At 35.7% G+C, this 26,435-nt stretch carries 20 protein-coding genes; 3 read left to right on the top strand and 17 right to left on the bottom strand.

The features are described from left to right. Nucleotides 1-176: 176 nt before the first annotated feature. The 6 genes from BKM63_RS11250 to BKM63_RS11225 form a co-directional block, all read right to left on the bottom strand. A complete protein-coding gene (locus BKM63_RS11250) occupies nucleotides 177-2,966 on the bottom strand; it encodes a M16 family metallopeptidase (RefSeq protein WP_071636671.1) in 2,790 nt (929 codons plus the stop codon). A 99-nt stretch (nucleotides 2,967-3,065) separates the two neighbouring features. Then, nucleotides 3,066-4,199, bottom strand: a complete 1,134-nt coding sequence (locus BKM63_RS11245) for a TlpA disulfide reductase family protein (protein WP_071636670.1) — start codon at nucleotides 4,197-4,199, stop codon at nucleotides 3,066-3,068. A gap of 124 nt (nucleotides 4,200-4,323) precedes the next feature. Then, nucleotides 4,324-5,523, bottom strand: coding sequence for a TlpA disulfide reductase family protein (locus BKM63_RS11240; protein ID WP_071636669.1), 1,200 nt, complete (start codon nucleotides 5,521-5,523; stop codon nucleotides 4,324-4,326). A 63-nt stretch (nucleotides 5,524-5,586) separates the two neighbouring features. Further along, complete coding sequence (locus BKM63_RS11235; protein WP_071636668.1) at nucleotides 5,587-6,993, bottom strand: RagB/SusD family nutrient uptake outer membrane protein; 1,407 nt, start codon at nucleotides 6,991-6,993, stop codon at nucleotides 5,587-5,589. A gap of 12 nt (nucleotides 6,994-7,005) precedes the next feature. Beyond that, on the bottom strand, nucleotides 7,006-10,593 hold the full coding sequence (locus BKM63_RS11230) for a SusC/RagA family TonB-linked outer membrane protein (RefSeq protein WP_071636667.1): 3,588 nt from the start codon (nucleotides 10,591-10,593) through the stop codon (nucleotides 7,006-7,008). Between the two features lie 201 nt (nucleotides 10,594-10,794). Then, nucleotides 10,795-11,946 carry a FecR family protein gene (locus BKM63_RS11225; RefSeq protein WP_071636666.1) on the bottom strand — a complete coding sequence of 384 codons (1,152 nt, stop codon included), beginning with the start codon at nucleotides 11,944-11,946 and terminating at the stop codon, nucleotides 10,795-10,797. A gap of 278 nt (nucleotides 11,947-12,224) precedes the next feature. Between BKM63_RS11225 and BKM63_RS11220 the strand changes: the two genes are divergently transcribed. Then, nucleotides 12,225-12,827, top strand: a complete 603-nt coding sequence (locus BKM63_RS11220) for an RNA polymerase sigma factor (RefSeq protein WP_071636665.1) — start codon at nucleotides 12,225-12,227, stop codon at nucleotides 12,825-12,827. A gap of 17 nt (nucleotides 12,828-12,844) precedes the next feature. On the opposite strand, the gene BKM63_RS11215 is transcribed toward BKM63_RS11220, so the two are convergent. Next, nucleotides 12,845-13,195 (bottom strand): gamma-glutamylcyclotransferase family protein, encoded by a 351-nt coding sequence (locus BKM63_RS11215; RefSeq protein WP_083572218.1) that lies wholly within the window; start codon nucleotides 13,193-13,195, stop codon nucleotides 12,845-12,847. 55 nt (nucleotides 13,196-13,250) lie between these two features. Beyond that, the gene (locus BKM63_RS11210) at nucleotides 13,251-13,973 is read right to left on the bottom strand and encodes an MBL fold metallo-hydrolase (RefSeq protein ID WP_071636664.1); all 723 of its coding nucleotides are present in this window, start codon (nucleotides 13,971-13,973) and stop codon (nucleotides 13,251-13,253) included. A gap of 100 nt (nucleotides 13,974-14,073) precedes the next feature. Here BKM63_RS11210 and BKM63_RS23885 point away from each other — a divergent pair, with 100 nt between their 5' ends. Together BKM63_RS23885 and BKM63_RS23880 are read left to right on the top strand one after the other, a co-directional pair. Next, nucleotides 14,074-14,370 (top strand): LysR family transcriptional regulator, encoded by a 297-nt coding sequence (locus BKM63_RS23885; protein ID WP_242661132.1) that lies wholly within the window; start codon nucleotides 14,074-14,076, stop codon nucleotides 14,368-14,370. Between the two features lie 12 nt (nucleotides 14,371-14,382). Further along, nucleotides 14,383-14,949 carry a LysR family transcriptional regulator substrate-binding protein gene (locus tag BKM63_RS23880; RefSeq protein ID WP_242661131.1) on the top strand — a complete coding sequence of 189 codons (567 nt, stop codon included), beginning with the start codon at nucleotides 14,383-14,385 and terminating at the stop codon, nucleotides 14,947-14,949. Nucleotides 14,950-15,058: 109 nt separating this feature from the next. Here the strand turns inward: BKM63_RS23880 and fsa are convergent, their stop codons facing one another. From fsa to BKM63_RS11160, 9 genes are all read right to left on the bottom strand, one after another. Beyond that, entirely contained in the window at nucleotides 15,059-15,715 is a 657-nt protein-coding gene (gene fsa, locus BKM63_RS11200) for a fructose-6-phosphate aldolase (protein ID WP_071636663.1), read from the bottom strand. A 563-nt stretch (nucleotides 15,716-16,278) separates the two neighbouring features. Beyond that, entirely contained in the window at nucleotides 16,279-17,604 is a 1,326-nt protein-coding gene (xylA, locus tag BKM63_RS11195) for a xylose isomerase (RefSeq protein ID WP_071636662.1), read from the bottom strand. Nucleotides 17,605-17,612: 8 nt separating this feature from the next. Then, the gene (locus BKM63_RS11190; RefSeq protein WP_071636661.1) at nucleotides 17,613-19,094 is read right to left on the bottom strand and encodes a xylulokinase; all 1,482 of its coding nucleotides are present in this window, start codon (nucleotides 19,092-19,094) and stop codon (nucleotides 17,613-17,615) included. A 4-nt stretch (nucleotides 19,095-19,098) separates the two neighbouring features. Next, nucleotides 19,099-20,109 (bottom strand): GntR family transcriptional regulator, encoded by a 1,011-nt coding sequence (locus BKM63_RS11185; RefSeq protein ID WP_071636660.1) that lies wholly within the window; start codon nucleotides 20,107-20,109, stop codon nucleotides 19,099-19,101. A gap of 248 nt (nucleotides 20,110-20,357) precedes the next feature. After that, complete coding sequence (locus tag BKM63_RS11180) at nucleotides 20,358-21,392, bottom strand: glycoside hydrolase family 43 protein (RefSeq protein WP_071636659.1); 1,035 nt, start codon at nucleotides 21,390-21,392, stop codon at nucleotides 20,358-20,360. Between the two features lie 24 nt (nucleotides 21,393-21,416). Then, nucleotides 21,417-22,850: an MFS transporter gene (locus BKM63_RS11175; RefSeq protein WP_071636658.1), complete on the bottom strand. Its 1,434-nt coding sequence runs from the start codon at nucleotides 22,848-22,850 to the stop codon at nucleotides 21,417-21,419. Between the two features lie 253 nt (nucleotides 22,851-23,103). After that, nucleotides 23,104-24,213, bottom strand: coding sequence for an endo-1,4-beta-xylanase (locus tag BKM63_RS11170; RefSeq protein WP_071636657.1), 1,110 nt, complete (start codon nucleotides 24,211-24,213; stop codon nucleotides 23,104-23,106). Between the two features lie 71 nt (nucleotides 24,214-24,284). Then, on the bottom strand, nucleotides 24,285-25,445 hold the full coding sequence (uxuA, locus tag BKM63_RS11165) for a mannonate dehydratase (protein ID WP_083572223.1): 1,161 nt from the start codon (nucleotides 25,443-25,445) through the stop codon (nucleotides 24,285-24,287). Nucleotides 25,446-25,617: 172 nt separating this feature from the next. After that, nucleotides 25,618-26,355, bottom strand: coding sequence for an SDR family NAD(P)-dependent oxidoreductase (locus BKM63_RS11160; RefSeq protein WP_071636655.1), 738 nt, complete (start codon nucleotides 26,353-26,355; stop codon nucleotides 25,618-25,620). Nucleotides 26,356-26,435: the final 80 nt, after the last annotated feature.

Below are 26,435 nucleotides of genomic sequence, written 5' to 3'. Positions count from 1 at the left end.
AAATGGCTTACTAATTCAGATTCTAAAAAATGAAAATAATGAAAGACTTTTTTTTAGTCTCAGTTTGCAGTCTCAGTCTCCGTTTTCGGTCTCAGTTTCTGACTGAAAAAACTTTTCGATGCCTTAAAACCCAAAGGCTGAGACTGAAAACTGAGACTGCAAACTGAGACTAAAAACTACTTCAACGGATTCCCTTCTTTATCAAGCGAGCCTGATTTAATGATGATCATTTTATCTAATTGAATGTATTTCTTCACCGCATCGTTTACTTGCTGCAAGGTTACTTTTTCGATATCTTTTGGATATTGTTCGATGTAATTGGGTTCCAGACCTCTTTCTACAAAACCTAAAATCGTTCTTGCCATTCCGTTTGTCGTTGACATTCCTACTTTAAAGCTTCCAATTAAATTGGTTTTCTTGTTTTCTAATTCTGCTGTGGTAATGCCGTCTTTTACCCATTTATTAACCTGAACCATTGTTGCATCTAAACCTTTTTGAAACAAAGCCGGATTAAACGAGGCGTTAACCATCCAGTAACCGCCTGTTGTAATGTTTCCTCCCATTCCGGATGAAATATTATACGTTAAACCGTCATTGTCACGAACCGTCTGCATTAAACGTCCTGCGAAACCGGCACCTAAAGTATAATTGGCAATATAAAACGGAATATAATCGGCATCGGTTCTCTTTAAACCTGTGTATTGCCCGATGAATAATTCGGCACTTGGTTTTTCCGGAATTGTAACGACTTCTGTTTTCGAATTGGCTTTTACGGCTTCTTCAAACTTCATGTTTTCTACCACACCGCCATTCCAGTTTTTGAACGATTTTTTTAAAGCTGCATTTAAATTTGCGCCTTCTGTATCGCCAACAATTACTAAATGCATCGAAGCCGGACCGAAGTATTTTTTATGAAAAGCTTTTACTTCCTCTAAAGTCGCATTTTTAATATTTGCAATATTTTCTTCAACGCTTAAACTGTAATTCGGGTTTGCTTTTGGATAAATAGCCTGCGATAAAGCAATGCTTCCTCTTTCGCCCGGATCGTTTAAATTCTGCTGTGTGTTTCCTATAAATTGTTGTTTCAGGTTTTCAAATTCTTTGGTGTCAAACAACGGATTTCTTAATTCTTCTGCCAATAATGTAACCACTTGATCCAGATCTTTTTTCAAACATTTAAAACCGATATTGATTTTAAAAGTCGAAGCATTTACGTTCAGATTTACGCCTAATTTCTGCAGTTTTTCTGAGAATTTAAACTTGTCGTTCAGCGTTGTTCCTTTTGCTAACATCGATGCTGTCAAAGACGGAATCATATTGTTTTTTCCTTCGTTGGCATAGTTTCCTAACGAAATGCTCGCTGTAACGGTTACAAAATCTTTTGCGGAAGTTTTTACTGAAATAACATCAATTCCGGCTGCTTTTTCTCTTTTATACGCCGATGCTGATTTTTCGATTACATTATCAAAGGCCATTTCGTTTGTCCCGTTTTTTTGTTCCGATGCAAGAGGCGAAGCTGCTTCTTCATGTACATGTTCATCCTCAGAATGTCTGTAATAAAACGGACCATTTTCAGGAATGAAATTAGCTACTTTCGCCTGATCCTGATTTTGATTTCCAGATTGTTTCGGAATAAAATAACCCGTTGTGCTTTGATCTTCAACTAAATATTTTTGCGCCACACGAAGCACATCTGCCGGCGTTACTTTTTTCAGTCTGTCAACTCCGGTTACATAATCTGTCCAGTCTCCAGAGGCAATAGCCTCGTTCAATTCAGATGCAATAACGCCGGAACCGTCTCTTGCTAAAATTGTCTGCGCACTGATTTTAGCAACCACACGGTTTACCTCATCCTGTGTAACGCCTTCTTTTTGGATTTTTGCAACCACTTCATTAATTTTTGCATCGATATCTTCATGTTTTGATGAGGTGGGAAAACCAACCCCGATAGTAAAAAGACCGACTTCTTTAAAATTTGTTGCACTTGCATAAGAATAAATTCCTAAACGCGTGTCAACGAAAGTTTTATTTAAAATCGCCGATGGTCCAGAACCGATAATTTCGGCCAAAATATTCAAGGCAGGAAGATCTTCGTGCAAAGCTCCCGGAATCTTGTATGCTTTATTTATAACGCCCAGTTCGCCCGGTTTTTTTACTACAATTTTGCGTGCGCCATATTGCTGCGGTTCCTGCGTATACGGTTGCGGCATTGTGTTTGGTGCTTTTGTAATTTTTCCGAAATACTTTTCAATTAATTCAAAAACATTTTCTTTTTTGAAATCGCCAATAATCGTTAAAGTCGCATTATCCGGCCAATAATACGTATTGTAGAAATTTCGAAGGACTTCGATTGGGGCATTTTCAATATCAGATTTCCAGCCAATTGTGGAATGATGATACGGATGCGCAATATAAGCCGAAGCCCAGATTTCTTTGTCTAATAAACTGTTTGGATTGTTTTCGCCGCGCTCGAATTCGTTGCGCACCACTGTCATTTCTGCTTCTTTATCTTCTTTTAATAATAAAGAATTTCGCATTCTGTCGGCTTCAATTTGAATCGCCAATTCGATTTTATCACTTGGCAGTGTTTCAAAATAATTCGTACGATCGTACCAGGTTGTGGCGTTTAATTGTGCGCCTGTATTTTGCAGCACATCTGTAATTGTATTTCCGTTTTTTTTGTTGAAACTCGGCGTTCCCTTAAACAGTAAATGTTCTAAAAGATGCGTTGAACCGGTGTTTCCTAAAACCTCGTGTTTAGAACCTACGCGATACACAATCTGTACCGTTGCAACGGGAGATGCATTGTCCTGCAAAAGCAAAACATTCAAACCGTTTGGCTGATATAAATATTCTTCTATACCGCCTAATTCTTTTATTTTCTTAAAGTTAACCAATTTATTCTGCGCTGAAACAAGCGTACAGAATGCTAGTGAGCAATAGCCCAGAAGGATGTATTTTTTCATTTTTTGTTGAGATTTTTTTTTAAGTTTTCAGTCGCAGTCCCAGTTTTCAGTTTATCTGAGACCGCAAACTGAGACTGAGACTGCAAACTGAACACCAATTTAAGATTTACTAAAAATTTCTTTTAGTTTCGATTGAAGTTCTGCTTCTCTAAGGTTTTTGGCAATGATTTTTCCATCAGGTCCAATTAGAAAATTGGTTGGCACCATTTTTACTCCGTATAAAACAGCAGCGTCGTTCTGCCATCCTTTTAAATCAGAAACATGCGTCCAGGTTAGTCCGTCTTTTTCGATAGCTTTTTCCCAAAGTTTCTTTTTATCATCGAGAGAAATTCCTAAAACATCAAATCCTTTATCATGATAAGTTTTGTAAGCCAAAACTACGTTTGGGTTTTCTTTTCGGCATGGACCGCACCAGCTTGCCCAAAAATCTACCAAAACATATTTGCCTTTATAATCCGATAATTTCACTGCTTTTCCGTTGATATCCGGCTGCGAAAAATCTGGAGCTGTTACACCAACGGCTGTTTTATCATTAAGGTCAATCGCTTCTTTTAATTGTTTTCCGTAAATTGATTTTTGAACTTCAGGCGATAAAACAGCATAATACGTTTTTACCTGTGCAGGTGTTCCGTAAGATACAATTCGGTCATTGATAACTAAAGCTGCACCTATCTTGTCTTTGTTTTTTCGGATGTATTTATCGGTTAAATCATCGGCGAAAGCGGCAAGATCTTTCCACTTTTTGTCCATCATTGTCTGCTGTTCTGCGGTTAATTTTACTTTTCCGTTTTGCTGTAATGAATCGGATAATTTATAAATTGGACCGGCAATATTTTGTATTTTTTTGAATTCGTTATCGTAATAGGATTTGTAAATATCATTTTGTTCCGATCCGCTGATTTTTGCTTTAAACATCGAATCTTTTTTAGCTTCGAATTGTATCTCATCATTATCCAAAAGAAAAAAAGCACCATATTCTTCTCCTTTTAATTTAACCGTGTACAATAAAGGTTCTGAAACTTTTCCGGTAAAGGTAAAAACACCGTCTTTGATTTGTGCCGAATCTGCTATTTGCTTGTTTCCTTTTTCATCTGTATTTTCCAGATAAACAGTTCCTTTATCTAGTCCGGAAATGGTTCCGTTGATTGTAAATCCTTCTTTTTTAGAGCAGGATGTGATTGCTGCCGAAAGCGCTAATGCGAGTAATGACGATTTTAATATTGTACTTTTCATGTTATTTTTTTTAGTTAGATTTTTTTTTTAGTTTTCAGTCTCAGTTTTGAGTCTCAGTTTTGAGTCTCAGTAACACGTAACGGATACTGCGACTGCGACTGAAAACTGCGACTAAAAACTAAATCTAAGATTTCAATAATTCTTTTAATTTCGCTTCCAGTTCTGCTCCTCTTAAATTATCGCTGATAATTACACCTTTGCTATCAACTAAAAAAGTTGCCGGAATTGTTTTTACATTAAACGATTTGCTTACTTTATCATCGTCTAAAACATTGTGCCACGGCATATTTTCCATTCCTAATGCTTTTTGCCAAGCTTTTTCGTCTTTGTCAATTGAGATGCTTAGAATTTCAAAACCTTTATCAGAATAGGACGAGTATGCTGTTTTTAAGTTCGGAATTTCTTTTCGGCACGGACCGCACCATGAAGCCCAGAAATCAATTAAAATGTATTTTTTTCCTGCTGTAATTTCTTTTACATTATACGGTTTTCCGTCTTTATCTTTTAATCCGAAATTGGCAACGCTTGTACCCACTAAAGTTTTCGGATTTAAATCTTTATCTACCAGTTGTCCGTAGTAACTTTTCTTAGCCGTTTCAGAAAATTGTTCATACAGCGGTTTTTGATCCGGTGTAAAATAACTGAACTGTGTGATCATGAAAAATGGTCCCCACCAGGTTGCTTTATGTTTTGCTATAAGATCTGTTGTTGATTTTTCTACTTTAGTAAAAAAGGCTTTTTCAGCTGCTTCAAATTTTTTCCATTCAGGCGAATTTCCAATAGAATCCATTTGTTTTTTATTGCCCGATGTTCTGGCTTTCGAATATAATTTTGAAAGTTCTTCGGTGCCTTTGTGATAGTCTTCGTAATCTTTATTTAAATCTTCTTTAAAAGCCGTTTCTTTTTTGTAATAATCATTTGATTTAGAACCTGAAACAACTTCATTATTGAATGTAATTCTTTCATCTTCATTTTTAGAAACTTCGCCTTCTGCCGTTACTTTTATTTTAGAATTTTCGACTAATAACGGAATGAATCCTTTGCTTTTTCCAAAGACGATATAGAAAAAACGCGGTTCGTTTAATTTTCCTGTAAAGATGAATTTGCCTTCTTTCAGCGTTGTTTCGGCAACAGGCAATTCTGATGAATGTGTTGCTCCCGGAATTAATTTTACGGTTGTTCCGTCTGTAAGGCCTGAGATAGTTCCTTCAATTGTATAAGAAGAAGGGGTTGAAACTGCGGTTTTTTTCTTTTGTGCCTGACTGGTTGAAATTATAAAGAGACAGATACACAATGCTGTTATTTTATATTTAATTGTATTCATTTTTGATCGATGTTTTATTGAAAGCTTCCCTTTCGGGAATCCTAATCAGGAAGCTTTTGGGTTTTATTTAGCTACGTTTTGAGTTAAAGTTCCGTTTCCCGGATTTTGAGTTGCACCTTGCGGGAAAGGCATTGTCCATAAATGAGAATCTGATTTTAATGTATAAGTCGTTCCGTTTGCTATTTTTGTAAAACTTACTTTGTAAACGCCTTCGGCATTTAAACGACGCGCATCTGCAAAAGGAATCAGCGTGTTTATAAGTTCATTTGCTTTCGTTCTAAAAATAGCATTCAAAGCGACCGTTTTATCAGTAGTTGCGATGTCCTGATAAGAAGCCGGGAAAATACGTGTTTTACGAACGGTGTTTAAAACATTTAATGCGTCGCTAATTTGTCCTGCACGCGCCAGACATTCTGCTTTAATTAAATAAACTTCGACAGTTGTGATACCTCCAAAATTAAAAGCACCTGATAAAGTTCTTCTATAATAAGTTTCTGCTCCCACAGTATAAATTTTCCAGCGAGAAATAAAACGCGCATCTCCGGCTTCAAAACGTTGTGCACGCTCTACAGGAATACTGTTTTCTGTACTTAAGCTGGAAGAAGTACCATGACGGTAGGTATAGTTTTCTACATACGTATAGCCCATTGGAGACACAGTCGTTGTATACGAATTTGGTACATCTATAATGGCTTTATTGGTGTTGTAATACCCTATCCAATCGTATAATTTATTATTTTCTGCCAATGCTAAATCTGCGTATTTCAACGCTTCTGTATAGTTGTTCATCTGCAGATAAACTCTCGCATAAAATGCATAGCCCGCACCTAAATTTGGGTGAAGAGCAGTCTGCGAAACTTTTGGCAGGTACGGAAGTGCATCTTTCACATCATTCAAAATAAAATCATATAATTCCTGAATGGTTACTTGTTTGCTAGGCGCATTGATATCGGCACTGGTAATTAAAGGCACAGATAATTTTGTCGAAGCTGTAGAAGCCACATAAGTATCGGCATAGAAATTTACGAGGTTAAAGTAGTTCATTGCTCGTAATACTTTTGCTTCTGCCCAAACCACTCTTTTTTCTGCGTCGGTTGCTTTTGTCGTTGTTAAGGCATTAGCAATAATCAAATTAAAAGTCGATATTCCGGCATAACCGGCATAATACGCTGTTTCGTCGGATTGTTTTAATGCGATACGATCTGCATTTTCGTCCCACATATAATTGGCATTAAAGAGCCTGTTACTTGCCAGACTGGCAAGTGTTACATATTGATCATTCATTAATTGTGATGCTCCGGTAATATCCACTCTGTGATTTCCGTATTCGTCACGCAAAAAAGCTTCATAATCTGCCAAGGTTGTAGGCACTTTTGATCCTTTTGGCACATCGTCAAGATAGCTATCGCAAGAAGCAAAGGTTAATCCTAAAGCTAAAAGGCATACTGCATTTTTATATATTTTTTTCATCGTCTTTAAAAATTAGAAATTAACATTTACACCAAAAACAAAACTTGGAGATTGGAATCCGTTCAACATAAACTTAGCGTCTCTGCTTTTTGCAAATGTGTACACATTTTCTGCATTTAAATTAAAACGTACGCCATCTAATTTTACTCTCTTAATAAGATCTTTTGGCATTTGATATGCTAACGAAATGTTGCTTAATCTGACATTTGATGCATCCAGAATATTAATATCTGCATACGAATAAATAGTACGGGAATCTGAATTAAATTCCGGATCATATTCGTATACTGCTCTCGGCACATTGGTAAAAGCTTCGTCTCCAGGCTGCATCCAACGATCTGCAATGTGGTTGTTTGTTACTGTAATATCTGTAATATAACCTCCTGCTGCACCATTGTAATTGCTGGCTAACATAGGCAGAAAAGTATTTCTTACTTTATGTCCTAACTCGTAAATGAAAAGCGCCGAAAGCGAAAAGTTCTTATAATTAACAGCTGTATGAAAAGAACCGCTGTGTGTAGGAACTGTTGATCCGTAGTCTTTTATGGCATCTATCTGCCCAGGATTGTATTTTACTGCAGTTCCAGACGCATCGTAAACCTGTGGTATTCCGGTACTGCTTAAACCAGCCCATTTGTAACCATAAATTGAGTTAAAACTGGTGCCCACTCTTGGAAAAGACATTGGATAATCTAATTGCAGATAATAAACAGGAGCTTTAACATTTACGTAATCGACTTTGTTTTGTTTGTAAGCATATAAAACCTGCGCATCCCAGGAGAATGAAGCTGTTTTTACGATTGTTCCCCTTAAACTCACTTCGACACCTTTGTTGGTCATTTCTCCATTGTTGATTTTATACGTAGAATACCCCCATCCTTCTGTTGGAATTCCCTGGCTGCTGGCTAACAAATCTTCTCCTTTTTTGTTATAAAGGTCTAAGGTTCCGCTTAATCTGTTTTTAAAGAATGTAAAATCTAAACCAATGTTTGTTGTAGTTGTTTTTTCCCAAGATAATTCCGGATTTGGTCTGTTGCTCACGCTTCCCTGAATTCCTCCCACATTGGAGTTAGCACCGTAATAAGCGGTTAAATAAGGTGCCGAATCTTTGGCTACGTTTCCTCCAATACCATAAGAACCTCTAAGTTTAAGAGCATCTATCCAATCTACATCAAAGAATGATTCTTTGTTGATGTTCCAGCCTGCTCCAATAGAATAAGTTGGTTTATTTTGATACTTATTGTCTGTTCCCCAAAGATTAGAACGATCCCAGCGTAAACTTCCCGAAACAGAATATCTTTTATCATAGGTATAACCGCCTGTGCTGTAAACAGAAACATAACGATTTTGTAATTCTTTTTCTAATGAAAAATCAGACTGCTGCATTGACCCGCCAAAAACAGTTCCGTAAACCTGAAGCAGACTAGCCTGATTTACAGGAGTAAAAGATAAAGTCTGCTCATCCCATCCGTAACGGGTATTGTTGTTGTACTCTAATTTTGTGTGACGGATTTCCATACCAGCAATCGCACAAACTTCATGTTTATTATTAAAAGTTTTATCAAAATTTAACTGCTGACGGAAATTGTAAGCATTAGAAAATTGGTTCGTTTCATTTAATATATCCCCGTAAGGCAAATTGTAAACAGCTTTGTTATTGGCAATAGTCACCAAACCATTTACCTTACTTCTCACAGCATAAGAGTCTTTGCTAAGCAGCTGGCTGGCACGGTCTGAACCATACTCATACTGAAACATCGCATTGTAAGTAAAAGCATTGCTGAATTTTACATTGAATTTTGCAAAAGTTCGGTTTAAGAAATTTTTAGTTCCAACAAGATTTCTTCCCAAATCATCCATTGGAGTGATATCCATACTGTAAAGTCCGTAATTCTGAATAGACTGCTGCGTAAAAGTGTTGTAACGTGAAGCTGCAGTAGACACAAAATTTGTTCCGTCATTATTAACTAATTGATTATATGGCTGATACTTATAACCTGTATTAAGTGTATTAGTAGGAGCATTAAAAGGGTTATAGCTTTGTGTATCTCCTTTTCCAAAATTGGTATACGATCCTAAATCTAATGAAAGCCAGCTTGTAATCTGTGTAGAATTTTTCAAGTTAAGTCCAACCGTTTGATTTTCAGAATATCTGTCTTCTAACTGATTGTCTTTGTAAGTCAAAGAAGCATTAAAAGTATTAGAGTCTGTTGCTTTTCCTAAACTAATATTGTGCTGCATAAAATATTGGTCGCGTTTGGCATATTTTGCTACATCATCATAATATTTATACCCTTGCCCTGCAAGTGTGTTTAAAGTATTATTTGCTTCTGTCTGAGAGGTCACGCCTGCATATCCTTTTAAGATTACCTGCATTCCTAAACTTGTATATACCGCATTATTTAATAAAGACTGAGAATACGTTCCTGCATTTGCACCTTGTAAATTCGGGTTTCCTGCGGCCCATCCTCTTTCTAAACCAATTATATCAGCAGAATTCGTAAGATTATCTGTATAATTTCGATAAGGCGTAATGGTTAAATTACTTGAAAATGAGATATTTGTTTTTCCAGCTTTTGCTTTTTTGGTTGTAATTACGACTACACCATTCGCCGCGCGAGCACCATAAATAGAAGAGGCAGCAGCATCTTTTAAAACGGTAATTGTTTCAATATCTTCTAAGTTTAAACTCGGAAGATTTTCTTCTAAAGAAGCATATGGTGTTAATTTGGTGTTCTCAACAGGAAATCCGTCGATCACATAAAGCGGCGTTGAAAGACCGGTCATTGTTGTGGTTCCTCTAATTTTTCCGTTTTGATATCCTACCACACGTCCTTCTAAGATTTTATTTAATCCGCTTAGACGCTGTTCCTGATAATCTGTTGCTTTCAAAGTAGAAACAGCTCCGGTAACTTGCTCTTTATTAATATTTTGATAACCAGTTGTAATTACAATTTCTCCTAATTCCAGCGTATCTTCTTTCAATACAACATTGATTACGCTTCTGCCCTCTACTTTTATTTCTTGTCGAATATATCCTAGATAAGCAAAAGCCAAAGTAGTCTCGCTGCTTACTGCAATAATTTGGAATTCACCATTAAAATCGGTTTGTACACCTCTTCCAGAACCGTTATCTGAAACAGCTGCACCTGGCAAAGGCATTCCTTTTTCATCCGTTACCCTTCCTTTAACGATAAAATCTGCCTCTGCTTTTTCTATCGGTTTTTCTGCCGGAGATTTTTTCGCCATAAGTACAATATGATTTCCCGAAACCTTGTAATCTGTACCGGTATTATTAAAGATTGTATTTAAAATCGTTTCGATAGAAGCATTACTTTCATTAACATTAATTGTTCGGTTTAAATCAACTGATCTTACATTGTAAACAAATCTGTAATTAGTAGTATATTCTAGTTTTTCTATGACTTTTGCAACGGTCATATTATTGGCATTGAAAGACATTTTTGCCTTTTGAGAGTACGTTACCCCAGCCTGCATAACCGTGAGAGTGGTTAATAAAAATAATGTGGTCAATTTCATCTTCAAATCAAATTTCAAAAAAGGCTTGTCGAACCTGATTCTGTTCAATAGTTTTTTCATACTTTTAAAATGTTTTTTTAATGTTGGTTGGTTAATTAACTGATCGCATTCATCTTACCGGGAAATGTTGGCGCATTTTCCGGTTTTTTTATTAAATGCCGATCCCTTTCTTCGGATTTTTGCTACATAGGCTTTTTCTATTTTAGATTGTTCGTTTTAGACTTTAGATTATGCTAATTCTTTAATTCATAACTCACAGCATTACTTAATCGTAATCCTGTCTCTTTCAATATTGTAATCTATGGCATAGCTGTCGCTGAAATATTTCAGCACAACTTCAATTGGTTCGTTGTCAAAACGGGCGTTGAAAATTTCTTTTCCCAGCATTTTATTCCGGTTAATAAAAGTCACGTTATAATGACGTTCCAGCTTTTGGATAATATCATCAAACGAAGCGTTCTTAAATACCAGACTTCCCTTTACCCAAGCTGTATAATAATCCGGATTTACCTGTTCTTTTGTAATGGCCGTTTGTCCTTTTAGGATTGAGCCTTTTTCATTAGGTTTCAAATAAACCTGGCTGCGATCTGTTTTTTGGTCCTTAAAAAGCGAAACTTTACCTTCAACCAAAACAACATCTGTGCTAATATTTTCTGTGTAGGTATCGACATTAAACTTGGTACCCAAAACCTCAACATTTACATTCTGAGTATTTACCGTAAACGGATGTGCTTTGTCTTTTTCTACTTCAAAATAAGCCTCCCCAAGAAGATATACCTGTCGATTTTTATTTTGAGAAAACTGTACAGGATATCGAAAGGATGTTCCGGCATTTAAGTGCACCAATGTTCCATCTGAAAGCTGGACTTCAAACTTTTTGCCATACGGAATTCGGATGGTATTGTAAACCAGCTCTCCTTGTGTATAGGAATTGTTATAAACCAACCTGTTTTTTTCCTGTTTTCCAATTATGTTTCCCTTTTCATCCGTGACATTTCGGGCATCATTAAGATTAAGATTTTGTGATTCATTCCCAAGCTGAAGGACGATTTGATCTTCTCTCGGAATCACTACATTTTGTTTCGTGTGTGTCGTATTACTGGAATTTTTATAAAAATAAAAAACTCCTAAAGCCACAATCACAATCGCTGCATATTTATAATAAGATGAAAATCTTCTTTTATAAAACACATTTTTCTCTTTCTGAATTCTCTCCGATATCTCTTTCTTAATTTCAGAAGAATCAAAATGATACACAGCAGTGTCTATGGTGTAATTGATTTTTACAAAATCCTTAAACACTTTTTGGTTTTCATCTTCTTTTAACCATTCAGTCAGCTTTTCAATTTCTTCCTGACTGGCCTGATTTGTGATAAACTTAACAATTAATCGTTCTGACTTTTTTACTGTCATTTTAGCTATTTTTAATATTATTACGAAGCCAAAAAACAAAACCCTAACAATTTGATAAAGTTTTTTTCATTTTACTGATTTTTTTATTTTTCACAAGTCTTTTCTTTCAATAAACGCTGCTAATTTGATAGAGGTAAAAGAGTAGATTGTTTTACCTTTGTATTTTAGGTCATTTTATTTGTAATAATTTTCAAATAGAAAACAAAAAAATAGCTCATTTTTACCAAATACCAGCCTTATTTTAGCCCTAAAACCTATTAATTTATATATTTGTTTTTATGAAGATTGAGGATTACAACGATAATAGTACATTAATAGAGTCTCTTAAAAATGGAGATGAACATGCCTATACGTACCTTATTGACACTTATCATCATAAACTTTGTGTATATGCCAATAGTCTGGTAAAAAATGTATACAGCGCCGAAGATATTGTGCAGAATGTTTTTATTAAAGTATGGGAACAGCGTACGAGATTAAAAACAGACCATGCGCTGAAAAGTTTTCTTTATAAATTGGTTTACAATGAATTTATCGATTTGTATAGAAAAAATCAGTCTTTGTTTTCATTAGAAAAATCGTACTATGATGCCTTAAACGGAATTGTACAGGAAGATGATGCCGAATCTTTTCAAAGAGTTATGAATGCCGTAAATAATGAAATTCAAAATCTGCCTCCAAAATGTAAAGAGGTTTTTATTTTAAGTAAAAAAGAAGGCTTAACCAATATTGAAATTGCCGAACACCTGGATGTTTCAATAAAAACGGTCGAAGCCCAGATTACAAAAGCATTTTCAATTCTTCGCTCTTCACTTGAAGAAAAAGTTAGAAGTGTTTTATTTTTATTTTTTCCGAAGAAAAAAAAATTCAGACTAAACTAATAATCTGAATTTTTAATTTATTGATTTAAGGCATATATAAATCCTATTCCTTTTTTGCCGTTTTCCAATTCGTATTCTGTTTGAATGCGCTGATAGCCGTCGCCTTCAAATTCGTCCAGATAATCCCAATTTGATGGCAAATCTTCAGAAAAAAGAACATAACAATTGATCGTTTCAGCTTCTTCAGAATTTACAGAAATAAATCCGTTATAGCCTAGAGAGGAACCCCAGCCTCCTTCCTGCAATTTTCCTTTTATCGTTGCTTTTTGCCAATCTCCTTTTATAGGCGCCATAACCGAATGATTTGACTCGCCCGGCGCCAGAGATCCGTAAATAATTAAAGCCGGAATTGATTCGGTACTTTTCATTTTAAAATAATATTGTGTTTATTATTAGGTGATACTAACCCCCCACTCATAACTCTTAAAACTCCAAAACAGTAGTCTTCATATCGTGATACAAAAGTACTTTCCAGTTTTGATCTTTTGCTTGCTGCTCCCATTTTTTGCGGGATTCCATAGCGCGTTTTCCGTTAAAATCTGTTTTGTAGGCAACATGCATAGAAAGATATACTTTTTGAGGTAAATCGTCGGCGCCGTAAAAAACAATTTCATCATCTCCTTTGATCCAAAAAACCTGATGAAATTTAGTGTGTCCTGCCGAAACTTCATAGAAAATTTCATCCGTAATTTGTCCGCTGTCAGTATCCAGTAATTCAACATTAGGAAGTTTTTCGAGCTCATTCAATATTTCAAAAACATAAGACGGATTATTGGTTTGTTCCAATGCAAAATCTATTTCTCTTTTCTGAATATAAATTGCAGCTTCTGGGAAATTCTGAATAAAATTATCGTCTTCAAAATGTCCAATTCCTTCGATATGATCTTTATGCAAATGCGAAACCAAAACTTTTGTAATTTGATCCGGTTCGATATTATTCTTTTTCAGCATTTGATGAATAAAAGGAATCCCGTTGTTTACAAATCCCAAACCGAAATCCAATAAGATAACGTCACTAGCTGTAATAACCACAAAAGGCTGAATCGCCATTTTAAGTCCGGATTGAGTGGTTTCTTCGGTAATAAGTTTGAATTCTTTGTTAGAATCTGCGATATAATTTCCTTCTTGTAAAGCTATAATCTTCATTTTTTCTGCTCTAATTTGCAACTCTGCAAAGTTCTTAAGAATTTCTATATTTGTAAAACCTTATTTTTCGATAAAATCAATCGATAAAACCGATTTAGAAATGGAACTCAGACAACTCAGATATTTTCTTAAAGCTAAGGAATTATTGAATTTTACCGAAGCAGCATCGGCCCTTTTTATCAGCCAAAGTACTTTATCACAACAAATTAAACAACTCGAAGAAGAACTGCAGGTTCCTCTCTTTAACCGAATTGGAAAACGGATTACTTTAACAGAAGCCGGTAATTTATTTTCGGTTTATGCACAGCAATCTATAAGCAAAGCTTCTGACGGATTCGAATTATTGAAGGATTTGAATAACCTCCAAGCCGGGGAAATTGCCATTGGCGTAACCTAAGCTTTACGTCATGTGGTAACAAAAGCATTGATTGTTTTTAGTTCTGAATTTCCTAAAATACAGTTTCAAATTGTCTTTGGAACTTCGCAGGAATTAATTCAAAAACTAAATTCTTTTGAACTCGATGTTATTTTAACTTTTGAGGAAATAGCCTCCGAAGCGCATTTTAAATACCGTGAATTGTTTACTTCTCCAATGGCATTGGTTACGTCAACCGAAACACCTTTAAAAAACAAAAAAAGTATTGCTCTCGATGAGGTAAGTTCCCTGCCTCTTGCGCTTCCGTCGAGTGGTTTTAGTACAACTCAATTTATCAATAAAGCTTTTCAAAAAGATAATTTAAACCCAAAAGTTACAATTGAAATAAACGATATTCCTACTTTACTGGAATTAATTAAAACCGGCAAATGGCATACGATTTTAACCAAAACAACGGTTGAAAATGAAAATGATTTATTTGCGATTCCAATAAAAGGTGAAAATATGACGAGAACTGCTATGCTAATCTCTTTGAAAGAAGTATATGAGAAAAAAGCAGTTAGTGCTTTTTTGAAAACGCTTATGAAGAATTTGGAATAGTTTTTTTTGAATATAATCTTTAAAAAAGGCAAGTCGGTTGTTATAAAACTAAAAAAAAAGCTCCTTTCAAACCGAAAGAAGCTTAAGTGTTGTGTTGTTTTATTGTAGTTTATAGATTCATCTTTTTAGCATCTTCAACAAATTGTTTTAAACCAATATCTGTTAACGGATGTTTCAATAATCCTTTAATTGCAGAAAGCGGTCCGGTCATGACATCTGATCCAACTTTGGCACAATTTACAATGTGCATTGTATGCCTGATTGAAGCTGAAAGTATCTGCGTGTTGTAATTGTAGTTGTCATAAATCTCTCTGATTTCCGAAATTAAATGCATTCCGTCTGTTGAAATATCATCTAATCTTCCTAAAAACGGGGAAACATAAGTCGCTCCGGCTTTTGCTGCTAATAAGGCCTGTCCGGCAGAAAACACGAGCGTAACATTGGTTCTTATTCCCTTAGAAGAAAAATATTTGCAGGCCTTTACACCATCTGTAATCATAGGCAGTTTTACCACAATCTGCGGATGCAAAGCAGCAAGCTCCTCGCCCTCTCTTATCATTCCGTCAAAATGGGTTGAGATTACCTCTGCAGAAACATCGCCGTCGACAATGTTACAAATATCAAGATAATGTTTTAAAATATTCTCTTTTCCAGTAATGCCTTCTTTCGCCATTAACGACGGATTTGTGGTCACGCCGTCTAAAACACCCATAGACTGTGCTTCTGTAATGTCTTTTAAATTAGCGGTATCGATAAAAAATTTCATAAGTTTTTTGGTTTTATGGTTGATTAGAATTGTTGAGTATAATCCGTATAGTTGTCATTTCAACTGAAAGGAGACTCGAGCGATAGTGAATAGACGAAGTAAATCGCACTAATAATTTCGGATGCAAAATCGCCAATCTTTGTAGATTTTCTTGTGCGATTTCTCTCCATCCCGAAGTTTCGGGATCGAAATGACAAGATTGTGAGTAAAGTTTTAGTGAGTAAAAAATGTGCATCGCAATTCTATTCTTCAAAAAACATTCAATAAAAATATAACTCCCTTATAATCTTATCAAACTGACTTTGCTGTTAGTTCTAATTATCAAAAAATAGCAACTAAACCTTAAATCTATTTTCCTCAAATTTGAATCTTAAAACAAGTCAAAATCTTAATACACATTTTTAATTTTTATCTTAAATATTTAAAAACAGCCTTTAAAAGATTTTAACATTCTTCGGTTATCTTTAAAAAATTTCAGATTTATTTCTTTATTAGATTTGTAGAAGAAACCTAACAGACTTTAAAAACCTGTTAGGTTTGATATGTTTTAAAATCTAAACCAATTAAATATATTGGTTGATGATGTTTTCAAACAATTCTTGTTTACCGCTTTGAAGGTTTAATTCTCCATTTTCGTGAGCGATAGTATAAAGATCTTTCAAACTCAATTTTCCGTCAGCAAAATCTTTTCCTTTTCCAGAATCAAAAGAGCTGTATCTTTCTGTTCTTAATTTTTCGTATGGAGATGAAGTAATGATTTTATCTGCAGTCAATAAAGCTCTTGCAAAAGTATCAGCACCACCAATGTGCGCTAAGAAAACATCTTCTAAGTCAGTTGAGTTTCTTCTGATTTTAGCATCAAAGTTAACACCGCCGCCTTGTAAGCCGCCAGCTTTTAAGAAAACCAACATTGCTTCAGTCGTTTCCTGAATGTTATTAGGGAATTGGTCTGTATCCCAGCCGTTTTGGTAATCTCCTCTGTTGGCATCGATACTTCCTAACATTCCTGCTTTTGCAGCTACTTCTAGTTCGTGTTGAAAAGTGTGTTGTGCCAATGTAGCGTGGTTTACTTCGATATTAATTTTGAAATCTTTATCTAAACCGTATTGTTTTAAGAAACCAATTGCTGTTGCCGAGTCAAAATCGTATTGGTGTTTAGATGGTTCCATTGGTTTTGGTTCAATAAAGAAAGTTCCTTTAAAACCTTGAGCTCTTGCATAATCTCTAGACATTGCCAGGAATTGCGCCATGTGGTCTAATTCTCTTCCCATATCTGTGTTAAGCAAAGACATATAACCTTCTCTACCGCCCCAGAATACATAGTTTTCACCGCCTAAAGCGATTGTTGCATCCAAAGCCAATTTTACTTGCCCTCCAGCTCTTGCCACAACATTAAAGTCAGGATTTGTAGCTGCTCCGTTCATGAATCTTGGGTTTGAGAAACAGTTTGAAGTTCCCCAAAGCAATTTAATTCCAGAGTCTGCTTTCTTTTGTTTTAAGTAATCTGTAATGAATGCCAAACGCTTTTCTGATTCTGCGAAAGTTGGGCCTTCTGCAATCAAATCGTAATCGTGGAAACAGAAATAATCGAATCCCATTTTACTGATAAATTCAAAAGCAGCATCTGCTTTATCTTTAGCCGCTTGGTAGGGATCTGATGATGCATCCCAAGCAAAATTTTGAGTTCCTGGTCCAAATGGGTCGCTTCCTTGTCCGCAGAATGTATGCCAGTAAGCGATAGCAAATTTAAAGTGCTCGCGCATTGTTTTTCCAGCTACTACCTGATCTGGATTATAATATTTAAATGCCAACGGATTATCAGATTCTTTTCCTTCAAATTTAATTTGGCCAATACCTTTGTAGTATTCTTTATCTCCTAAAACTATCATTTGATTTTTTATTTAGTTGTTAATATTAATTCTAATTCTTTCTTCCATTTTTGATAAGCAGTCTCGTAAGGTTCTTTGTTATGAAGCGGTAAAAATGTCATTACATGATCGTTGTCACTAACATTAGTTCCAAATTTGCTGTAATCACCATCTTTTAAACCCACTGCTCTTGCTGCACCGACTGCTCCGGTCGTATTGTAAATTTCTATTTCATGACCAATTAAAGTTGCCACCGTATTTGAGAAAATCTCAGAACGGAATAAATTATCATTTCCTGCCCTGATTACATTAATCGTCGCATTATCTTCTTTTAAACATTCCATTCCGTACACAAACGAAAATGCAATTCCTTCTAAAGAAGCCCTAAACAAATGCGCGCTGTTGTGAATATTTAAGTTGAGGTTTAAAAAATGTGTTCCGATATTTTTATTGTTGAACATACGCTCTGCACCATTCCCGAACGGAATTACCACAACGCCTTCTGATCCTACTTCCACATTCGAAGCTTTTTCATTCATTACTTCGTAACTTTCGTTCCCCATATTATTACGAAGCCATCTGTACTGAATTCCTGCTCCGTTAATATTCAAAAGTTTACCAACTCTCGGCGTTTCTAATTCGTAGTTTACGTGAACAAAATTGTTTACGCGGGTGCTTTTTCCAGAAGACATTTCGCTTACCGCATAAAAAACTCCGGATGTTCCGCCTGTTGCCGCCACTTCTCCCGGATTCAAAACATTTAATGACAAAGCATTATTTGGCTGATCTCCTGCTCTATACACAATAGGAATTCCTGCCGGAAGCCCTGATGCTGCCGAAGCTTCTTCTGTAACAATTCCCTGATTTGTAAAGTTTTCTACAATTCTCGGCGTCAAAGACTGATCGATTCCGTAGTAATCCAAAAGCCAGTCGGCTACTTTATTTTCTTTATAATCCCAAAGCATTCCTTCAGACAAACCATTTTTAGTCGTCGTTACTTCGCCTGTAAATTTCAAAGCGATGTAATCTCCCGGAAGCATGTATTTGTCAATTTTTTTATAAACTTCGGGCTCGTTTTCTTTTACCCATTTCAGTTTCGAAGCCGTAAAATTTCCTGGAGAATTCAGTAAATGCTCCATGCATTTTTGCTCTCCAATTTCGGCGAAAGCCTTATTTCCAATTTCTACTGCACGGCTGTCGCACCAGATAATCGAATTGCGAAGTGCATTTTTTTCGTTATCCACAATTACTAATCCGTGCATTTGGTACGAAATTCCAATTCCCTGAATTTTCGATGCATCGATATTAGCTTCGCGAATTGCTCTTTTGGTCGCCGTACAAATGTGCTGCCACCAGATTTCCGGATCCTGTTCTGCCCAGTCTGGGTGAATAGACAGAATTTCCATTTCGTTTTGAGGCTCGTTCAAAACAATTACTTTTTTGCCTGTTTCTGCCTCTACGATTGCCGCTTTTACAGAAGAACTTCCAATATCATATCCTATATAATACATAACTTTATAATGATTCTCTTAAAATTAAATTTGTCGGCACATAACACTGAGTATCTTCATCATGCGTAATAAATGCCGCTGCTTTGGTTCCTAATTCTTTAAAATCAGTCGACACGACCGATATTCCTTTGTATATAAATTTCTTCATTGGCGTTTCGTTGTACGATAAAAATCCAACGTCTTTTCCGGGCTCAAAATCTTTCTCTTTGCATTGCTCTAAAAAGTATCCCAAAATCCTGTCGCTCACACTTATATAAGCAATTCCTTTTTCAATATTAAACTTTTTCGGATCTGTCAAAATTTCAAAATCAAAACTAAAATCAGCACAAAATTTCTTAAAAAAGTCAAGTGTTTCCTTTGGGTGATTAGTAAAATCCGGATACACAAATTGTATCTTTCTATACTTTTTAAACAAATCAACCGCCGGTATCAAAGACTCATAAAACGCTTTTCCAAAATCCTGAAAAACATAATTATTATTTTTATCCGCCTGAATATTCCAGTCAATCAGCAATAATTTATCTTTTGAAATAGCCGACAAAGCAGGCGCAATCTCAGGATGATCAAAATTCATGACTACATATTTGTAATACTTTCCAATTCCGTTATTAATGATGGTTTTAAAAACATCGATATTATAATGATGAAACTGTACATCCGTAATCACATTATCCGGCAGATTATTGACAAAAGAATGATACAAAACCTCTTTATACGCCTTAAAAGTGTCTAAAACCAAAAGCACTTTTCTCGTCTCTCCCGAAACATAATACCCTTTATTAGGCACAGAATCGATCGTTTTTTGGTCTTTTAAAATTGTATAGGCCTTAAAAACCGTATCTCTCGACAACTGATTCGTCTTGCAAATACTATTTACCGAAGGAAGTAAATCTCCCTTTTGTAAAATATTCTCAGCAATCGCATTATTTATTCCGTTTACCAACTGCTGGTATTTCGGAATATCACTATCATGATTAATAGTAAATACAAATTTTTCCTGTTCTTCGTTTAGCATACTGTTCCGTTCTGTTCTGGTATGCTAAAGTAGCTAATTCTATTCTATAAAAAAATACATTTTATAATAAAAATGTTAACTTCTTAAATCTGTTTGAATTTTATATTTTTTTGGGCGTGTCCTCCGGCCGGGCTATTCGTTGCAAGTCCTCGCACTTCCTTCGTCAGGCTGTGGGCTTTTCACTTCTATCCCTCACGCAACCCGTTTTCAGAAGACACATCTTTTTCTTTATAATGATAATCAAAGTTTTAATCAAACAATCTTCTTATTCCATACGGATCAATTGTTACAATAGAACCATCTTCCAGATAATCGATTTTGGTAACTTTCATGCTTCTTAAATGCGTTACCCCTTTTGACAAACTCGAATCGTGATAAAATAAATACCATTCCCCTTCAACTTCACAAATAGAATGATGCGAAGTCCAACCCACAACCGGATTTAAAATTCTACCCTGATAAACAAACGGCCCATAAGGATTGTCGCCAATCGCGTAACAGATAAAATGCGTATCTCCGGTAGAATAAGAGAAATAATATTTTCCGTTGTATTTATGAACCCACGAAGCTTCAAAAAAACGGCGGTTATTATCGCCAGCCAGCAGAAGTTCTCCGTTTTCATCCAGAATTTTAATTTCTTTTGGTTCTTCTGCAAACTCCAGCATATCGTCGCGCAGCAAAGCCACAATCGGACCTAAAGCGGATTCATTTCCAGAAGGTTCTTCGTTATTCTGGTCGTATTTATTGTTTCTGTATTTTTGAAGCTGTCCTCCCCAAATTCCTCCAAAATAAATATAATGTTTTCCATCTTCGTCTTCAAAAACCGCAGGATCAATGCTGTAACTTCCTTTTATCGCGTCTGGTTGAGGCAAAAAAGGTCCTACAGGTGAATCGCTTACAGCAACACCAATTTGGAAAATTCCGTTGGCACGTTTTGCGGGGAAATACAAATAATATTTACCGTTTTTACAGGCAGCATCGGGGGCCCACATTTGTTTTTCGGCCCAGGCAACGTCATCTACATGAAGCGCAACACCATTATCCACAGCTTTTTCCGCAATATTATCCATCGAAAAAACATGATAATCTTCCATCCCAAAATGATCTCCATTATCGTTAAACGGAATTCCGGCATCGATATCATGCGACGGATAAATATAAATTTTACCATTAAATACATGCGCAGACGGATCTGCAGTATAAATGTGAGACACTAAAGGCTGTGAAATCGCCAGTTTATTAATTTCTTCGAAATTAATTTGTTCAATACTATCTTCAGGCATAGTGATATCTTTGTTTTTAAATAATTAAGTTCTTCTTTCTTTTAATTCGGTTTCGATCTGCACTTCGAACTGTTTATTGATTTTATAGAAAAACAATAATCCGGCTCCAATTAAAAATGGAATCGCAGGAAAAATGCTGACCAATAATTTGATTCCGTTAATGGCCGTTTCAGTTTGCACAGTAGAATTTGGAGCGTAATGAAAATATCCCAAAAACAATGTTGTTAAAGCACCGCCAATACTCAATCCGGCTTTTAAGCCAACCATCATGGCCGAGAAAATTATAGCTGTGGCGCGGCGGTTATTAAGCCACTCTGAATAATCGGCAACATCTGCTATCATCGCCCAAAGAATCGGGATAGTGATTCCATAGAAAAATCCGTGCAGGATTTGGGAGAAAAACATTAGGCCGATGGATGCTGGCGGAAAGAAATAAAAAGCGATAATAAACAAGGTTGAAATGAATAAAAACAATCTGAATATATTTCGCTTTCCGTATTTATCGGCCAGGTTTTTAGATAAAGTAATTCCAACAATCATAAAAATAATACCGCCCGCATTAAACAACCCGAATCCGGCAGAAACAGGATCATTTCCAAAATGATTCAAACCAATATTTGATAAAGTATCTAAAATAGGCTGAATAAAAACGGCCAATTGTTCTTTATCTACATAGTTTTCAAAGTAATAAACATAAGCCCCGCCTTTCATGGCCAGCGTTATAAAAACCAAAGTCGTAAGCGAAAGCATAATAATCCACGGTCTGTTTTTCATCAAATCACTTAAATCTTCTTTGATGCTGGATTTTTGTTCCGGTTTAGGAATAATCCTTTCTTTTGTAGTCAAAAAAGTGATTAAAAGCATGATAGTCCCAATAATTGCCAGAACCGTCATTACCTTTTCTATACCAATTGCTTTGTCTCCGTTTCCGGCACTTTTAATTATCCCAAGCATAAAAACCTGAACAAAAAACTGAGCAAACATAACCGCCACAAAACGGTACGACGACATACTGTTTCTTTCAGACATATCGCCTGTAATAACGCCGCTTAAAGCAGAATACGGCAGGTTATTTCCGGCATAAAAAAGCAGTAACAAAGTATAAGTTACAACAGCGTAAATTACTTTTCCTTTATACGCAAAATCAGGCGTTGAAAAGGCTAAAAGTGCCACCACACCAAGCGGAATTGCTGTTAACAGAATCCACGGTCTGAATTTTCCCCATTTTGTACTGGTTCTATCGGCCAGCACACCAATAATCGGGTTAAAAATAAAAGCGGCAACTAAACCTACCACTAACATTATGATAGAAGAATCAGTTGGCGATAATCCGTAAATATCAGTGTAGAAATAAGCCAGATATGTCATCAAAGTCTGAAAAACCAGATTAGCAGCTAAGTCGCCTAAGCTGTAACCAATTTTTTCTTTGATGGATAATTTTTGTGAAATGTTATTCATTTTGTGGTTTTGTGGTTAGTTAGTCCTGCAAGGTTTTCTAAACCTTGTAAGTTTAAATTGTTTTTATACTGCTTGTCATACACCTGGAAGGTTTCGAAAACCTTGCAAAAGAACACTGGAGCAAATAAAACAATCGGTTGTGTAAATTTAGATAAAAAAACATATTACGCAAATTTAGTTTACTTTATTTCAAGAATATTTTTAAAAACAACCGATTGTTATTATTTTTTCAATTAAAAACGCATTTGACTAATTATTCTTCAGTCTTTTTTAAATTCAAAATACTATCGTATGCTTTTTTATGCTTTAAATTTGTATCAAATGGAAGCGGATAATTGGTTCTTCCTTTTATCGGCCAGCCATTTAACCAAGACTGTCCATCGTAAACTCCCCAAAAAGTAACGCGGCTGATTTTATCTTTGTGTTTTAAAAACAATTTAAAAATCGATTCATAACGTTCTGCAAGTTTGTTTTGAATAGAATCTGGTAATTTTTCAGGATACGGATTCATTTTTGGATTTCCTTCAAATTTCTGATTTACATCTGCTCCCTTTAAGTCCCACGGATTTGGGAGAACGGTAATATCCAATTCTGTAAAAGCGACTTTGATTCCTAAAGCCGAATATTCTAAAATACTTTTTTCAATTTCTTCTAACGACGGACTATTTAATTTCCAATGTCCCTGACTTCCTATTCCGTCAATTTTTCCGCCTGCCGCTTTTATTTTTTTGATTAAAGCTATAGCTCCAGCTCTTTTTGCCGGATCTTCAAGATTATAATCGTTATAATACAAATCTACTTTCGAATCTGCTTCGGCCGCCAGTTTAAAAGCATCAACCAGATATTTCTCACCCAGTGTATTCAAAAAAACCGATTTTCTTAAGGTTCCGTCTTCGTTTAAAGCTTCATTCACCACATCCCAAGAATCGATTCTTCCCTTATATCTGGAAACAATTGTTGTGATGTGATCTTTCATAAAAGCTTTCATTTCGGTACTGTCGGCAATTTTCTCCATCCACGGCGCTAATTGGCTGTGCCAGATCAATGTATGTCCGTGAATAAACATTTTATTTTTCTCGCCATACGCTACAAATTTATCCGACAAAGCAAAATCGTACTTGTCCTTTTGCGGATGCGTGTACATCGACTTCATAATGTTTTCTGCAGTAATCGCATTAAATTCTTTTCGAATTAACGAATCTGCTTTAGCATCTTTTTCTTCAATTTGATCTGCGCTTAAAGCAGTTCCGATATAGAAATCGTTTTTGTAAGCTTCTTTTAATGAAGTGGTTTCTTTTTGAGATGTACAGCTTACAGCCAGCAAAGTGCTGACGACAAACAAATAAGGGTTAATAAATTTCATATATTTTGGTTTAATAGTTAATAGTTTTTTTTGTCAATAGAGACTTGACAGGTATATGTAGTAAGTTTATTCTATTTCAATTTATAAGCAATTCCCATTTCTAAACCTCTTAATTCGGCCAATCCTTTTAATCTTCCTGTCAGAGAATAACCTGGATAGGTTTCTTTAGCTTCATCAACTTCGTGCAGAAAACCATGATCGGGACGCATTGGCAGGCTAACTTTTCGTTTATTCATTACAACTAAAATCTTTTCTACAATCTTTTCCATTTTGACATCGCCGTTTAAATGTTCTGATTCGCGGAAAATAGTTTCGCTTTCGCGGATGGTATTTCGAAGGTGCAGAAAGTGAATTCTATCTTCGTAATCGTCAATTATTTTTTCCAGATTGTTTTTCGGATCGGCGCTTAAAGATCCTGTGCAATAACACAATCCGTTTGCAGTTGAAGGAACAGCGCTGAAAATAGCTTTCAAATCAGCTTCTGTTGAAACGATTCTGGGTAATCCCAAAACCGAAAACGGCGGATCATCTGGATGAATCGCTAATTTCGCACCGATTTCTGCTGCAACGGGAACAACTTCTGATAAAAAATAAATCAGGTTTTCTCTTAATTTTTGGTTGTCGATTTCAGCATAATTGTCCAAAAGCGATAAAATCTGTTCTGCCGTAAAATTGATTTTGCTTCCCGGCAATCCCAATAAAACATTTTTAAACAACAATGCTTTTTCTTGTTCTGAAAGATTATTTCCAAAGTTTAAAGCATTCTGTTTTTGAACTTCTGAATAATCATTTTCGGCATTGGGTCTTTTTAACAGAAAAACATCAAAATAAGTAAACGCATCCTGATTGTATAAAAGGGCCTTACTTCCGTCTTCGTTGATAAAATTATGATTCGTACGCACCCAGTCCAAAATCGGCATAAAATTATAAGTAATGATTTTGATCCCGCATTCTGCCAGATTTCGCAAACTGATTTTATAATTTTCGATGTATTGCAGATAATTTCCCGAAGCTCGTTTTATTTCTTCATGAACAGGCAGACTTTCAACCACAGCCCATTCCAATCCGTTATTCCGAATGATTTCCTGTCTTTCTTTTATGTCTGTAATCGTCCAGACATCGCCCACCGGAATTTGGTGCAAAGCGGTTACAATTCCCGTTGCTCCGGTCTGCTTAATATCAATCAAACTGACATTGTCATTAGGACCGAACCATCGCATGGTTTGCTGCATTTTTATCATACTTATTAATATTATAATTATTTAACACATAGAAACATAGATTTATTTTTATTTAGAAAAAGTTTAAAATAAATGATTAATCATTTACACATAGTTATGTGCATTAATGCAAATGAAATGTCTTTGCAGATAAAGAAAAACTATGTTTCTATGTGTTTAAAAATTAAAACCCAATACTATTTCCCCCATCAACAGGTAAAACAGTTCCTGTTGTGTATTTTGACTCGCTTAAAGCGAAATAGTAAACGGCATCTGCAATATCCGAAGGTTCTCCTAAAAAGCCCATTGGAGTTCTTCCCAACACTTTATTTTTTCTTTCCGGATCGTTATCCAATGCTGCTGCCGACATTTTGGTTTTGATAAATCCCGGAGCAATACAATTTACGCGAATGCCTGACGGAGCCAGTTCTGTAGCCATCGCACGCGTCATAGATTCGATTGCGCCTTTGCTTGCCGAATATGCAATTACTTTCGGGATTCCGTATTGTGATGCCATCGAACTGATGTTGATGATACTGCCGCTTCCGTTGGCTTTCATGTTTTTAATTACTTCGCGGCTTACGGCAAAAACACTCAATAAATTGGTATGAATGATCGAAAGAAAATCTTCATCCGTCACGTCTGGAATTTCTTTTTTCATATTGATTCCGGCGTTGTTTACCAAAATATCGATTGGCCCGTTTTGGGTTATGTTTTCGATCATGGCTGGAATTCCATCCAGATTATTTAAATCGAAAATTACCGGAATCGCATTTTCTCCAATTTCCCTGCAGGCATCTTCTGTTTTTTCTTTTGATCTTCCGATGATGTAAGTTGTGATTCCGTTGTCACAAAGTTTTTTTGCGGTTGCAAAACCTAATCCTGAATTTCCTCCGGTTACAATTGCCGTTTTTTTGCTCATAATTTATTTTTTTTGGTACGCATATTTAACAGATTCGTTTTCGCGAAGACACGGAAAAAACGGGTCTTTCTCTAAACGAA

Origin of the sequence: Flavobacterium johnsoniae, from assembly GCF_001879205.1 — a bacterium.
Lineage (GTDB): Bacteria > Bacteroidota > Bacteroidia > Flavobacteriales > Flavobacteriaceae > Flavobacterium > Flavobacterium johnsoniae_A.
Note: the sequence above shows the minus strand (reverse complement) of the source record. Positions and strands in the feature narration are given on the sequence as shown.